Annotated in this window: 13 protein-coding genes and 2 tRNA genes; 10 read left to right on the top strand and 5 right to left on the bottom strand. The window is 64.9% G+C overall.

What is annotated here, in order from left to right; translation table 11 throughout:
- Positions 1-33 precede the first annotated feature (33 nt).
- The 3 genes from WAB17_RS00445 (at position 34) to accC (ending at position 2,409) form a co-directional block, all read left to right on the top strand.
- Positions 34-465: a type II 3-dehydroquinate dehydratase gene (locus tag WAB17_RS00445; RefSeq protein ID WP_435418079.1), complete on the top strand. Its 432-nt coding sequence runs from the start codon at positions 34-36 to the stop codon at positions 463-465.
- A gap of 100 nt (positions 466-565) precedes the next feature.
- On the top strand, positions 566-1,051 hold the full coding sequence (gene accB / locus WAB17_RS00450; RefSeq protein ID WP_435418080.1) for an acetyl-CoA carboxylase biotin carboxyl carrier protein: 486 nt from the start codon (positions 566-568) through the stop codon (positions 1,049-1,051).
- An 8-nt stretch (positions 1,052-1,059) separates the two neighbouring features.
- On the top strand, positions 1,060-2,409 hold the full coding sequence (gene accC, locus WAB17_RS00455; RefSeq protein WP_435418081.1) for an acetyl-CoA carboxylase biotin carboxylase subunit: 1,350 nt from the start codon (positions 1,060-1,062) through the stop codon (positions 2,407-2,409).
- Here accC and WAB17_RS00460 read toward each other — a convergent pair.
- Entirely contained in the window at positions 2,369-2,977 is a 609-nt protein-coding gene (locus WAB17_RS00460; protein ID WP_435418082.1) for a TetR/AcrR family transcriptional regulator, read from the bottom strand. The two genes, accC and WAB17_RS00460, sit on opposite strands and share 41 nt — an antisense overlap.
- Before the next feature lie 81 nt (positions 2,978-3,058).
- Between WAB17_RS00460 and WAB17_RS00465 the strand changes: the two genes are divergently transcribed.
- A complete protein-coding gene (locus WAB17_RS00465; RefSeq protein ID WP_435418083.1) occupies positions 3,059-3,433 on the top strand; it encodes a hypothetical protein in 375 nt (124 codons plus the stop codon).
- Positions 3,434-3,488: 55 nt separating this feature from the next.
- On the opposite strand, the gene WAB17_RS00470 is transcribed toward WAB17_RS00465, so the two are convergent.
- Positions 3,489-3,887, bottom strand: coding sequence for a DUF305 domain-containing protein (locus WAB17_RS00470; RefSeq protein WP_435418084.1), 399 nt, complete (start codon positions 3,885-3,887; stop codon positions 3,489-3,491).
- 63 nt (positions 3,888-3,950) lie between these two features.
- Positions 3,951-4,415, bottom strand: a complete 465-nt coding sequence (locus WAB17_RS00475; RefSeq protein ID WP_435418085.1) for an Lrp/AsnC family transcriptional regulator — start codon at positions 4,413-4,415, stop codon at positions 3,951-3,953.
- Positions 4,416-4,630: 215 nt separating this feature from the next.
- Here WAB17_RS00475 and WAB17_RS00480 point away from each other — a divergent pair, with 215 nt between their 5' ends.
- The 4 genes from WAB17_RS00480 to WAB17_RS00495 all read left to right on the top strand — a co-directional run bounded on the left by WAB17_RS00480 (position 4,631) and on the right by WAB17_RS00495 (position 7,682).
- Positions 4,631-6,403 (top strand): sensor histidine kinase, encoded by a 1,773-nt coding sequence (locus WAB17_RS00480; protein WP_435418086.1) that lies wholly within the window; start codon positions 4,631-4,633, stop codon positions 6,401-6,403.
- A gap of 28 nt (positions 6,404-6,431) precedes the next feature.
- Entirely contained in the window at positions 6,432-7,418 is a 987-nt protein-coding gene (locus tag WAB17_RS00485; RefSeq protein WP_435418087.1) for a polysaccharide deacetylase family protein, read from the top strand.
- A gap of 89 nt (positions 7,419-7,507) precedes the next feature.
- A tRNA-Ile gene (locus tag WAB17_RS00490) sits at positions 7,508-7,584 on the top strand.
- Positions 7,585-7,605: 21 nt separating this feature from the next.
- Positions 7,606-7,682: transfer RNA gene (locus WAB17_RS00495), tRNA-Pro, on the top strand.
- Between the two features lie 20 nt (positions 7,683-7,702).
- On the opposite strand, the gene WAB17_RS00500 is transcribed toward WAB17_RS00495, so the two are convergent.
- The gene (locus tag WAB17_RS00500) at positions 7,703-9,085 is read right to left on the bottom strand and encodes a M28 family peptidase (RefSeq protein WP_435418088.1); all 1,383 of its coding nucleotides are present in this window, start codon (positions 9,083-9,085) and stop codon (positions 7,703-7,705) included.
- 113 nt (positions 9,086-9,198) lie between these two features.
- Here WAB17_RS00500 and ettA point away from each other — a divergent pair, with 113 nt between their 5' ends.
- On the top strand, positions 9,199-10,872 hold the full coding sequence (gene ettA, locus WAB17_RS00505; RefSeq protein WP_435418089.1) for an energy-dependent translational throttle protein EttA: 1,674 nt from the start codon (positions 9,199-9,201) through the stop codon (positions 10,870-10,872).
- Between the two features lie 22 nt (positions 10,873-10,894).
- Here ettA and WAB17_RS00510 read toward each other — a convergent pair whose 3' ends face one another.
- Entirely contained in the window at positions 10,895-11,476 is a 582-nt protein-coding gene (locus WAB17_RS00510) for a flavin-binding protein (protein ID WP_435418090.1), read from the bottom strand.
- Positions 11,477-11,659: 183 nt separating this feature from the next.
- On the opposite strand from WAB17_RS00510, the gene WAB17_RS00515 reads away from it, so the two are divergent.
- A complete protein-coding gene (locus WAB17_RS00515) occupies positions 11,660-12,688 on the top strand; it encodes an RcnB family protein (RefSeq protein WP_435418091.1) in 1,029 nt (342 codons plus the stop codon).
- The last annotated feature ends 34 nt before the right edge of the window (positions 12,689-12,722 follow it).

The following is a 12,722-nucleotide window of genomic DNA, read 5'->3' on the forward strand; positions in this document are numbered from 1 at the left end:
CCCGCGCCTTGCCCGAGAGGGTAAGGCGCGGGAATGGACATGGTTTTCATCCTGAACGGCCCCAATCTCAACCTGCTCGGCACGCGCGAGCCGGCAATCTACGGGCACCAGTCGCTGGCCGACATTGAATTGATGTGCGAGATCCGCGCCGCCGCTCTCGGGCTCGCCATCGACTTCCGCCAGACCAACCACGAAGGTGTGCTGGTCGACTGGTTGCACGAGGCAAGGGCGTCAGGCGCGAAGGCTGTGCTGCTCAACGCCGGCGCCTATACCCACACTTCGATCGCGCTGCTAGACGCGATCAAGGCGATCGAGTTGCCAGTGATCGAAGTACACCTCTCCGATCCGCACGAACGCGAGCCGTTTCGCCACCTGTCCTATGTCGGCATGGCCGCTGCCGCTACGGTCCAGGGGCTCGGCGCGCAGTCCTACATCGTCGCGCTGGAGCAGGCGGCGGAGTTGTAAACTCGCCGGTGACAGTCACAAAACTGCCCCAATTGATGCCTTGCCTTGCCGCCCCGCCCCGCGCATAGGCGGTCGTCTTCGGGAAACCAACAGGGACATTATGCCTGACAGCAAGAGCACGTCCCCGCGTAACGGCGGGATGAATGTGGATACGGAGCTGGTTCGCGAACTCGCCGAACTGCTGGCCGAAACCGGCCTTACCGAAATCGAAGTGGAAGACGGCGACCGCAAGGTCCGCGTTGCGCGCGGCGGTGTCGCCATGGCTGCGCCGGCCCCGATGATGGCCGCACCCGCCGCCCCTGCGCCCGCCGCTGCTGCGCCTGCTCCGGCGGAACCGGCGGCACCGGCCCATGCCGATGCGCTTAAGTCGCCGATGGTCGGCACCTGCTACCTCGCCGCCGAACCCGGTGCGGCGAACTTCGTCAACGTCGGCAGCACGGTCAAGGAAGGCGACACGCTGCTGATCATCGAGGCGATGAAGGTGATGAACCCGATTACCGCCGACAAGGCCGGAACGATCAAGGCGATCCTAGTCGAAAACGCGCAGCCGGTCGAGTTCGACCAGCCGCTGGTCGTTATCGGCTAGCCCCAGCCATGGCCATCAAACGTATCCTGATCGCCAACCGCGGCGAGATCGCGCTGCGCATCCATCGCGCCGCGCACGAGATGGGCATCGAAACGGTCGCGGTGCATTCCACCGCCGATGCCGATGCCATGCACGTCCGGCTGGCCGACCACGCCGTGTGCATCGGGCCGCCCAGTGCGACCGATAGCTATCTCAACGTCGCTGCGATCATCTCCGCCGCCGAAGTTAGCCACGCCGACGCGATTCATCCGGGCTATGGTTTCCTGTCCGAAAACGCCAAGTTCGCCGAAATCGTCGAGGCGCACGACATAGCCTGGATCGGTCCCAAGCCCGAGCATATCGTGACCATGGGCGACAAGGTCATGGCCAAGAAGACCGCCGGTGCGCTGGGCCTGCCGCTCGTGCCCGGCAGCGACGGTGCGGTTTCCGACCCCGAGGAAGGCCGGCGCATTGCCGCCGAGATCGGCTATCCGGTGATTATCAAGGCCGCCTCGGGCGGCGGCGGGCGCGGCATGAAGGTGTGCGAGAGCGAAGACCAGCTCGAGACGCTGATGCAGCAGGCTGGGAGCGAGGCCAAGGCGGCCTTCGGCGATGCCACCGTCTATATCGAGAAGTACCTCGGCAATCCCCGCCACATCGAGTTCCAGGTATTTGGCGACGGCAAGGGCAATGCAATCCACCTGGGCGAACGCGACTGCTCGCTCCAGCGCCGCCACCAGAAGGTGCTGGAGGAAGCGCCCTCGCCCATCCTCTCGTCCGAGGAACGCGACCGCATGGGCGAAATCTGCGCCGATGCCATGCGCAAGATGGGCTATCGCGGCGCCGGCACGATCGAGTTCCTGTGGGAAAACGGCGAGTTCTACTTCATCGAGATGAACACCCGCCTGCAGGTCGAACATCCCGTGACCGAGGCGATCACCGGGCTCGACCTGGTGCGCGAACAGATCCGCATTGCCGAGGGCAGACCGCTGTCGGTCACGCAGGACGAGATCGAGTTCAAGGGCCACGCGATCGAATGCCGCATCAATGCGGAAGACCCGTGGACCTTCGCCCCTTCGCCGGGCGAGGTGAAAGCCTATCACGCTGCCGGCGGCATGCATGTGCGGGTCGATAGCGGGCTCTACGCCGGCTACCGCATACCGGCCTATTACGACAGCATGATCGCCAAGCTGATCGTCTATGGCCGCACCCGCGAAGGCTGCATCATGCGCCTGCGCCGCGCGCTGGAGGAAATGGTCGTCGCCGGGGTCAAGACCTCGATTCCCCTGCACCAAGAACTGCTGCGGCAGGACGATGTCCTCAACGGCGACTACAGCATCAAATGGCTGGAGGACTGGCTGGCGAAGCGCGAAGGCTGAGTGCCGCCAGGATGGTGTCGATCATCGGCCCGACGATGGCCGCTGCCTGCTTGCGTTCTGCCCGGGTCAGCGCGGCGATTTCCGCCAGCACGCCGTTGACGAGCTTGGCCGCCAGCGCCGTGTCCGCAAGTTCGACTTCGCCTGCGGCCACGGCTTGCTCGAGCGCGGTCTGGAACAGGACGATGGTCAGCTCGTCCTCGATTTCCCGCACCCGCCTGACGCCCAATGCGGTGGGACCGATATCCAGCAGGATCCGCGCGACGTCGTGGGCGTCGAGTTCCGTGAGCCATGCCAGGCAGGCGAGTTTCAGGCTCTCGACCGCAGTGAGCTCGCCACGGACGCTCTCCGTCGCCCTGCACACGGCCGCGTGCGATTCGGCGCGGTAGACCGCTTCGATGATCTCTGCCTTGCTGGCGAAGTGGTGGTACATCGCCCCCTTGCTGAACCCGGTTTCGGCCAGGACCGCGGCCGTCGTCGTCGCATCGAGACCCTTGTCGAGCAACGATTTCCTGAACGCCGCGCACAGCGCTGCGCGCGTCGTTTCCGTCCTCTCTAACTGGCTCGGCATGGCGCGGCTTTACCGCAAGGGCAGGCTGTTGTAAAACAAACCAACGGTCGGTTTATTGACGCCAGCAAAAGGGATCCCGCGATGCAACAGGCTATGGACAACCTCGACAAGATGCTGGCCATCTGGAACACAAGAGATGTCGCCGAGATCGAGCGGCTCACGGGCGAAGCGCTCGAACACAACGTCCACTTCGCCGACCCTAACCACAATATCGTCGGCCGCGCGGCGTTTATCTCGATGGTCCACGAGGTGCAGGCTCGGATCCCCGGCGCGGTCTACTCGCGCGCCAGCCGCATCGATGTGCAGAACAATTTCTGTCGCTATCACTGGGCCATCGATTTCCAAGGCCAGCGCCTGATGGACGGCTTCGACGTTACCGAAGTCAACGATGGCGGCAAGATCGTGAAGGTGCTCGGCTTCTTTGGGTTGCTGGAGCGAGAAACGGCAACCAACTGAGCCTTTGCGGAGAGCGGGGAGCCACGCCCCGCCGGCAACTTATTGCCGCGCTGGTTCAAGTACCGCGTTTTGCGAGCCAGGCATCGATCTCGGAAATCTCGCGGCGCTGCTCGCGGATGATCGCTTCTGCGAGCGCCCGGGTTTCGGCATCCTTGCCGTGTTCGAGGACGGTCTCGCTCATCGCGATCGCAGCTTCGTGGTGGACCTTCATCTGCTGCATGAAATCGACGTCGGCATCGCCAGTGTAGGGAGGTGCCTCCTCCATCATCGCGGTCATCGATTGCTTGTAGCCGGCAGTGGCAGGGCTGTCGCCGCTCGTGGCCCCGTGACTGGCCATGTCGTGACCTGTCATGGCTCCACCCTCGCCAGCCCCTGCGGCATCGTCCGGAGCATCCTGGCAGGCAGATAGCATCAGACAGGTGGCGATAACGCCGGGAAGCAAAGCGATCTTCATCTCGTAGGCCCTATTTCCTTGGGTTGCCCACGACGAAAGCGCCTGCCGGTGGATGGTTCCCGCTCAGATAAGGGGCACACCCGGTTCGTGCTTCGCAGTGCGGATGGTCAGCGAAGTCTTAACGCTCGCCACATTGGGCGCAGGCGTCAGCTTGCTGGTGAGGAACTCCTGGAAGCTTTGCAGGTCCCGGCTGACGATCTTGAGGATGAAGTCGATTTCGCCGTTCAGCATGTGCACCTCGCGCACTTCGGGCAGGTCGCGCATGTGGTTCTCGAATTCGCGCAGCGCGTCTTCGGCCTGGCTCTTGAGGCTCACCATGGCGAATACGGTAATGGCGAAGCCAAGCTTCGACGGCTCGAGCTCGGCATGGTAGCCGCGGATTACGCCCTCGTCCTCCAGCGCGCGCACGCGGCGCAGGCATGGCGGCGCCGTCAGGCCGACCCGCTGGGCGAGTTCGACATTGGTGATGCGGCCTTCGTTCTGGAGTTCGGCAAGCAGGCGCCGGTCGATGTCGTCGAGATTGGCCATGGCCCCGCCCCTCTTGTCTTTTATCGCAAGGTTACGAAACATGCCGCGCAACGAATGGCCTGTCTCGCTAATATTATTGTTCATGACAGCAATTGTCCCGCTTTGCAACGCGTGACGCAGCTGTGGTTCTTAACCTTTCGGAAACTGTTAGAACGCCCGGCGATGGCGCATTTTGCGGTCATCCCCGATTCAGCCGGAGCCGCGCAACGCGCACCATGCATTTCGACGACCGCCTTGCGACAGTACTGCGCCACCGCGCCGGGGGGGCACGGGCGGCGCGTACCCAATATCGCCAGTTGCTCGACCTGCTCGGCCAGCGACGGCACGGGCGCGACGAGAGCCTGCTGGCGGCGGCCTGGCTGCGTCTGGGCGCGCTGGGCGAGACGATCCCGGCAGCCGACCGCGCTGCAATCGTCCGCGAACCGGGCGTGCGGTTCGGCAATCCCGAGCTTGCCGCGCATCTGGCGGAAGACGAACCTGCCGTCGCCGCAGCGGCGCTTGCTGCGGCCCATTTGACGGAAGACGACTGGACCGCGCTGATACCGCGCCTGCCGGTCCGGGCGCGCGGTTTCCTCCGCTTGCGGCGCGACTTGCCGGAAGGTGCCATACGCGTGCTCGACAGGTTGGGCGTCAGCGACCTCGCCCTGCCGTTGCCCCGACAGGAGGAACCGCTTGTCCTGACCGAGGAGACGGAGCCGGAACAGGAACCGGACCGGGGATTTGCCGACAGCGTGATCATGCCCTTCCCCGCCAATGATGCCGCCGACCCGTTGCCCCGCGTTCCTGGACGCGCCGACGCCGACAGAGAGGCGCGACCGACCGCAATTGCCGCGCTCGTCGAACGGATCGAGGCATTCCAGCGCAACCGAAGCGAAACGCGCGATGTGCCTGCGGTGGACAACGACACCCATCCGCCCCTGCCCTTCGTCGAACTGGAAGAAGGTGGCGAGGACGACAGCGATGCTGGAATCGTCTTCACCACGGATGTCGAAGGACGGATCGACTGGGCCGACGAAGCTGTTGCCGCCATGCTTCGCTACCTACCGCTGACGGAATCCGTCGGCCGCGATGCGCGGCGCGCGATGCAGCGGCGCCTGCCCCTGGTGGCGGTGCCTGCAACCCTTGAAGGGGCGCCCAGCATTGCAGGGCAGTGGCTGTGCGACGCGGCCCCCCGGTTCGACGAATTCGCCGGCCGGTTCCTCGGCTACGCCGGCCGCCTCCGCCGCGTCCGTCCGCGCCAGGAAGCGCCGGACGATCATGCCGAGAGCGACCGCATTCGCCAGTTGCTTCACGAGCTCCGCACGCCGGTGAACGCCATTCAAGGCTTTGCGGAAGTGATCCAGCAGCAGCTTTTCGGACCCGTCCCCCACGAATATCGCGCGCTGGCAGCCGGTATCGCGGGCGATGCGGCGCGCATACTGGCGGGTTTCGAGGAGCTGGACCGGCTGGCAAAACTCGAAAGCGGTGCGAAGGAACTGGACAGCGGCGATGCGGACTTCTCGGCAGTTGTGGCCGCACAGGTCCGTCAGCTCGAGCCGATCCTCGCACCACGCGAGGCAGCGTTCGTGGCGCGGATCGAGGAAGACTGCCTGGTCGCCCTGTCCGAGAGCGATGCAGAATCATTGAGCTGGCGGCTCCTTGCCGCGATCTCCTCGGTCGCGGCCCCGGGGGAGCACATCGCCCTCGCGCTGGACCGCAGCGCGGAGACCATGTCGCTGCGATTGTCGCTGCCGGCCGCCATGCTCGACCGAGACGATCTGTTCGCTGCCGACATCCAGAAGCCGGGCGGTGCCGGGATACTCTCACCGGGGTCTTTCGGCAGCGGTTTTGCGCTGCGCCTGGCCCGCGCAGAGGTGCGTTCCGTCGGCGGGACGCTGGCAAGGGTGGAAGACCGGCTGGAGCTGACGCTGCCGCTCTTGACCGCGGCGCAGGCCGATTCTAGCCCTGAAGACATCGTGCAGGAGGCCGTTCAGCCAGGACTGCCCTGACACCGGACGCGGGGAAACCAGCAGCGCAATGCAGACACCTCCGCAATCCGGCCAGCTCGCCCGATTTGCCGACGGCTTTGCTCCGCGCGTCCTCCTGACCGTCGATACCGAAGAGGAATTCGACTGGGGTGGCGGCTTCAGCAAGACGGGCCACGGGCTCGACCACGTTCGCCAATTGCGGCGGTTGCAGGAGTTCTGCGAGAACCTGGGCGTCTCGCCCGTGTACCTCGTCGACTGGCCGATCGCACAGTCCGCCATGGCCCAGGACATATTGGGCGCAGCGTGTGCCCGCGGCAGGGCCGAAATCGGAATCCAGCTTCACCCCTGGGTGAATCCGCCGTTCGAGGAAGAGACGAACACGCGCAATTCCTTTGCCGGCAACCTTCCGGCCGATCTGGAGCGCGAGAAGCTGTTCCGCCTTCGCGATGCTATCATAGAGAATTTCGGATGCGCACCGCAGGTGTATCGCGCCGGACGTTACGGCATCGGGCCCAACACGGCCAAACTGCTGAAGCAGGCCCACATTGCCGTGGACACATCGGTCCGGTCGGGCTTCGACTATTCTCGCGGGCACGGTCCCGACTTCTCCCGTCATCCGCTGGTTCCCTGGTGGGTGGATGCAGAGCGGCACCTGCTGGAGTTGCCGGTCACTTCCGTGTTCTGGGGCCTGCTCCGGCGGCAGGCGCCGTGGCTGTACCCACTGCTGGCGCGCACGCGGCTCGGCCCGGGCCTGCTGGCGCGGCTGGGCTTGCTGGAACGCATCGCCATGACGCCGGAGGGTGTTTCGATCGAGGAAGCTCTTCGCGGGGTCGACATAGCAGTCGACGACCGCCTGCCCGTTATCGTCCTGTCGTTCCACAGCCCGTCGCTGGCCCCGGGATACACGCCCTATGTCCGCAACGAGCAGGACGTGGATGGGCTCTATGAATGGTTCCGGCAGGTCTTCGGCTATCTCGCCCAGCGCGGCGTCCGGCCGACGACCGTGCGCGAGATCATGGAAAATACTGCCGTCTAGGGCGACAGCGACAGCCGGTGTCGGCGCGATGCCGCTTGCCCTTTGCGTCGCACCCCGCTAGCGGCGCTGGCGCGGGTTGCCCCAAGGGCGGGCCTGTAGCTCAGTTGGTTAGAGCTGGCCGCTCATAACGGCTAGGTCGCGGGTTCGAGTCCTGCCGGGCCCACCAGGGGCACCGCACGAAATCGGTCGGGGAGTGGCGCAGCCTGGTAGCGCACCTGTTTTGGGTACAGGGGGTCGCAGGTTCGAATCCTGTCTCCCCGACCAGCATTTCGTAACGCGACGGGCTATTGCCCCGTCTGGATATCCTTCGGCTCGTTGGCGAGGATGCCGACCACTTGCGTCCATACTGCGACATTCTGGCGGAGCTGCGCCAGATCGATCTTGTCGAGCGTGTCGTCCGGCGTGTGGTGCAGGTCGAAATAGCGCGTGCCATCCTGCTGCAGGTCGATCAGCGCGCCCTTCTGGTCACGCACGATGTTAAGATCCGCGCCGCCGGTCGCAACATCACTGCCGCTTGACACGCCGAAGCGCGCAAGGGCGGAGGCGATGCGCATGTGCAGGGCCGGGTTCGTTTCCCGGAAATTGCTGTCGAAGCGCCAGATGCGATCGGCACCGAAATCGCTTTCGAGTCCAACCGCGATCGGCTCCGAAAGGTGCGCTTTCGAATAGGCGACCGAGCCAAACAGCCCCACCTCTTCGGCCCCGGCCAGCAGCACACGGATGGTGCGCAGCGGCTGGCCCGACCTTTTGGCGTGGAGCGCTGCGGCGATGATTATGCCGCAACCTGCCGCATCGTCGAAGGCGCCCGGCGCGTTCCACCAGCTGTCGAGATGGCAAGCGAGCAACACGGGCGGCAGCGACGGATTGCGCCCGACAATCTCGGCAACCACATTTCCGCTTTCAGTCTGGCCAATCCGGCGCGGGTTCATTTCCAGCTTCAGCGTGATCGGGCGACCCTTGGCGCGGGCGAACATGCGTTCGAGATTAGCAGCATCGGGCAGGCTCAGCGCGCCCGCAGGGATTGGCGCAACACCGTCGGGAAAACTGGTTCCGCCCGTGTGCGGATTGCGGTGATTGTCGGTGCCGACCGACTTGATCACCGTTGCTACCGCCCCCTTGCTCGCCGCGATCCCCGCACCGACCCAGCGCGCGGGGCCGGCGAAACTATACTGGCTGCCGTCCTGAGTCCGCGTCATTGCATGGCTAATATAGGCAATCTTGCCCTTAAGGCTCTCATCCGGCGCGGCGCGCAGTTCATCGACATTGCGGAAATATACCGCTTCGGCCTCAATTCCTCCCACCGGCGTCGCCGCCGAATTGCCGAGCGGAAGCACCTCAAGATCCTGCGCGAACGGCGCGGTCACGCGAGCGCGAAAGATGTCGCCGGGCACCCAAGTGTCCATCATGAACGGTTCGATGGCGACATTGGCAAAGCCGAATTTCCGCAGCCACGCTGCCGCCCATTCGCGCGCGCGCGCCTCCGCCTCGGTCCCGGCCTGGCGCGGGCCGACCTCGGTGGTGATGCCTTCAATGAAGTGATAGGCATGCGTATCGTTGTCCAGTGCGCTCGCCGCGCTGTCCTCCAGCTGCCACGAAGGCACAGGTGGGCTGGCATAAGCGGGAACGGTGAGCGAAAGCGCAAGCAGCGCTACGAAAGGTGTCTTCATGGCCGCGATTGCTATCGCCGCGCACCGGCCAAGTCCAGCTTGCCCTTGCCGCCATGCGCCCCTATCTGCACGCCCAATTCCAGCCACAGATTCCAGAATTCGAAGGATCCGCGATGTCCGCCCAATACGCCTATGTCATGAAGAACATGACCAAGAGCTTCCCCGGTGCCCAGAAGCCGGTGCTCAACAACATCAACCTGCAGTTCTACCAGGGCGCGAAGATCGGCATCGTGGGCCCCAACGGCGCGGGCAAGTCGACGCTGATCAAGATCATGGCCGGGGTCGATACTGACTTCACTGGCGAGGCCTGGGCGGGCGAAGGCATCACTGTCGGATACCTGGAGCAGGAGCCCGAGCTCGACCCGACCAAGACCGTGCTGGAAAACGTCAAGGACGGCGCGCGCGAAACCGCCGACATGGTCGAGCGCTTCAACGCCATTGGCATGGAAATGGCCGAGCCCGACGCGGATTTCGACAAGCTCGGCGCGGAAATGGCCGAGCTGCAGGACAAGATAGACGCAGTCGACGGCTGGACGCTCGACAACCAGCTCGAGGTCGCAATGGAGGCCCTGCGCTGCCCGCCGGGCGACATGGGCGTGGAAAGCCTGTCGGGCGGCGAGAAGCGCCGCGTTGCGCTTACCCGCCTGCTGATCCAGAAGCCCAGCATCCTGCTGCTCGACGAGCCGACCAACCACCTCGATGCCGAGAGCGTCCAGTGGCTCGAAAATCACCTCAAGGAATACGCCGGTGCGGTGTTGATGATCACCCACGACCGCTACTTCCTCGACAATGTCGTCGGCTGGATCCTCGAACTCGATCGCGGCAGCTACTATCCCTACGAAGGCAACTACTCGACCTATCTCGAGAAGAAGGCCAAGCGCATGGAGCAGGAAAGCCGCGAGGAAAGCGGCAAGCAGAAGGCTCTGCAGCGCGAACTCGAGTGGATCCGGCAAACCCCGGCCGCGCGCCAGACCAAATCCAAGGCGCGTATCCGCAAGTTCGAGGAACTGCAGAACAGTCAGGACACCCGGCAGGTCGGCAAGGCCCAGATCGTCATCCAGGTGCCCGAGCGCCTTGGCGGCAAGGTGATCGAGGCCAAGAACCTGACCAAGGCCTATGGCGACAAGCTATTGTTCGAAAACCTCAGCTTCATGCTGCCCCCGGGCGGCATCGTCGGCGTGATCGGCCCGAACGGCGCGGGCAAGTCCACCCTGTTCAAGATCCTGACCGGCAAGGAAACGCCCGACAGCGGCACGGTGGAAATCGGCCAGACCGTACACCTGGGCTATGTCGACCAGAGCCGCGACCACCTCGATGGCAGCAAGAACGTGTGGGAGGAAATCTCAGACGGGCTCGATTACATGAAGATCAACGGCCAGGACATGAGCACGCGTGCCTATGTCGGGGCGTTCAACTTCAAAGGCCCGGACCAGCAGAAGAACGTCGGCAAGCTGTCAGGCGGCGAACGCAACCGCGTCCACATGGCCAAGATGCTGAAGGCAGGCGGCAATGTGCTGCTGCTGGACGAACCTACCAACGACCTGGACGTCGAAACGCTGGCCGCACTGGAAGACGCGATCGAGAACTTCGCCGGCTGCGCCGTGGTCATCAGCCACGACCGCTTTTTCCTCGACCGCCTGGCGACGCATATCCTCGCCTTCGAGGGCAACAGCCATGTCGAATGGTTCGAGGGGAACTTCGAGGCGTACGAGGAAGACAAGCGTCGCCGTCTGGGCGATGCGGCGGATCGGCCGACCAGGTTGGCTTACAAGAAACTGACCCGCTGACGGATCGCGCCATGGACTGTGTCTATGGCGTTACCCACCGTCCCTGCCAGCAGCCGTCGGTGCGCACGAACTGCGCCCGGCGATGGCCGGTGTGGGCGAGCGTGAACCAATCGAGTTCCTCCAGCGTCACCAGCAGCACCGCGAAATTTGCGCGTGCAGGCACCAGCTGGAGATCGTCCGGCTCGTGACCTTCGAATTCCGGGGGAAGTCCCGACGTGGGTCCGTCCGCTACCGTGCCCGGCCCCGCACCAAGGTAACACCGCCGGGCAAAATTGGTGCCGGTCGACCAGGCCGCATCGACCACCGGGCCGTCCGCACATATGCGGCCATGGCCGCGCGTGCGAATCTGCACCTTAGCCTCGCGGTCATAGAAGAGTACGCCGACGGGCGCCCCCTCCCCGATGACGCCAGCCTTGGGCGCGCGCAAATCGGTATGGAATCGAAGGGTCGCCGTCGCCGGGTCGAATTCCCGCAGCACCATGATCCGCGCATCGGCATCCGCCGTGGCCACGACCGGCGTGTGCATCGCACTGCGACGGTCATTAGCCGCAGCGAAGAGGCGGTTTTCGAAGTCGGTCCTGATCGCGTCGAGCGTCAACTGCATGAAGGCCCTACGCAACCTTTCGCGCATCGCGTCAAGCCCGTTGGCATTCAGATTTTCCTGCCTGAAGATTAACAGAGGGGTATGGGCCCAGTTCAGAAACCGCTCACCTCGCCTCCCCTAACACACGGTTTACCGTCAAGGGCCGCCGGGTGCGACGTGCGGCGCAAGGAAGGAACGAACGGAATGACGACAAGGAACCTCCTCAACGCCAGCGGGCTCGGCGTTCTCGCCGCCGTGTTGGCACTCAGCGCCGTCCCCGCCCAAGCGCAGGATAGCGATGACCGTCCCCGTGCTGAGCGCGGTGAGCGGGGCGATCGCGGCGGACGCGGCGGCGGACGCGCTGCCCGGTCGGCACCGCAGCCCGAAGTACGCGAAGCTGCCGAGCCGCGGGCCCAGGCGCCGCGATTCGAAAGCCGGCGGGCCGAACCGGCCGCTCGGGAACAGGTCGAGCGCCCGCAACGCGAGGCGCGCGGCGACTGGCGCCGCGAGATCGCCCGCGAAACCGCCCGCGAAGATTTCCGCCGCGGTGGCCGCGAAGAGCGCCGTGTGGAAGCTCCGCGCCCTGTGATCGTCGAGCGCGACACGCGTCTCGAGCAGCGCCGCGACTGGTCGGCGGACCGCCGCGACGATCGGCGCGAAGATCGCGGCGAACGCCGCGAGGAGCGGCGCGATTGGCGCGGTGAGCGGCGCGACGATACGCGCGAATGGCGAGGCGAGCGGCGTGAAGACACCCGCGAATGGCGCGGTGAGCGGCGTGACGACCGGCGCGACTGGCGCTCGGACCGGCGTGAAGAATGGCGCGACAATCGTCGTGATGCCGTCCGCGATGCCTATCGTGACGGGCGCCGCGACGGACGACGCGATCGGTATTACGACGGTCGGCGCTGGCACGACTACGACCGCTGGGACACCCGTCACTGGCGCGGCGATCGCCGCTACGACTGGTACAGCTATCGGCTGGGCAACCGGGGGCTGTACCGCCTCGGGCGCTATTATTCGCCCTACCGGTCGCACCGCTACAGCAGGCTGAGCATCGGGTTCTATCTGGACAGCCTGTTCTTCGGCAACCGGTACTGGATCGCCGACCCGTGGCGGTACCGTCTGCCTGAGGTCTACGGACCGTACCGCTGGGTGCGCTACTACGACGACGTGCTGCTGGTGAATATCTACAGCGGCGAAGTGGTGGACGTGATCTACGACTTCTTCTGGTAGTCTTGCCGCCAACCTATCCCGGGTCGACGGGGGT

This window comes from Parerythrobacter aurantius (assembly GCF_045291475.1).
Taxonomy (GTDB): Bacteria; Pseudomonadota; Alphaproteobacteria; order Sphingomonadales; family Sphingomonadaceae; genus Parerythrobacter; species Parerythrobacter aurantius.

Bases quoted from the DNA above. Each gene is read 5' to 3' on its own strand.
- accC (WP_435418081.1), top strand. From the start codon at position 1,060: ATGGCCATCAAACGTATCCTGATCGCCAACCGCGGCGAGATCGCGCTG.
- WAB17_RS00475 (WP_435418085.1), bottom strand. From the start codon at position 4,415: ATGGCCAATCTCGACGACATCGACCGGCGCCTGCTTGCCGAACTCCAG.
- WAB17_RS00460 (WP_435418082.1), bottom strand. From the start codon at position 2,977: ATGCCGAGCCAGTTAGAGAGGACGGAAACGACGCGCGCAGCGCTGTGC.
- WAB17_RS00515 (WP_435418091.1), top strand. From the start codon at position 11,660: ATGACGACAAGGAACCTCCTCAACGCCAGCGGGCTCGGCGTTCTCGCC.
- ettA (WP_435418089.1), top strand. From the start codon at position 9,199: ATGTCCGCCCAATACGCCTATGTCATGAAGAACATGACCAAGAGCTTC.
- WAB17_RS00445 (WP_435418079.1), top strand. From the start codon at position 34: ATGGACATGGTTTTCATCCTGAACGGCCCCAATCTCAACCTGCTCGGC.
- accB (WP_435418080.1), top strand. From the start codon at position 566: ATGCCTGACAGCAAGAGCACGTCCCCGCGTAACGGCGGGATGAATGTG.
- WAB17_RS00465 (WP_435418083.1), top strand. From the start codon at position 3,059: ATGCAACAGGCTATGGACAACCTCGACAAGATGCTGGCCATCTGGAAC.
- WAB17_RS00470 (WP_435418084.1), bottom strand. From the start codon at position 3,887: ATGAAGATCGCTTTGCTTCCCGGCGTTATCGCCACCTGTCTGATGCTA.
- WAB17_RS00480 (WP_435418086.1), top strand. From the start codon at position 4,631: ATGCATTTCGACGACCGCCTTGCGACAGTACTGCGCCACCGCGCCGGG.
- WAB17_RS00500 (WP_435418088.1), bottom strand. From the start codon at position 9,085: ATGAAGACACCTTTCGTAGCGCTGCTTGCGCTTTCGCTCACCGTTCCC.
- WAB17_RS00485 (WP_435418087.1), top strand. From the start codon at position 6,432: ATGCAGACACCTCCGCAATCCGGCCAGCTCGCCCGATTTGCCGACGGC.
- WAB17_RS00510 (WP_435418090.1), bottom strand. From the start codon at position 11,476: ATGCAGTTGACGCTCGACGCGATCAGGACCGACTTCGAAAACCGCCTC.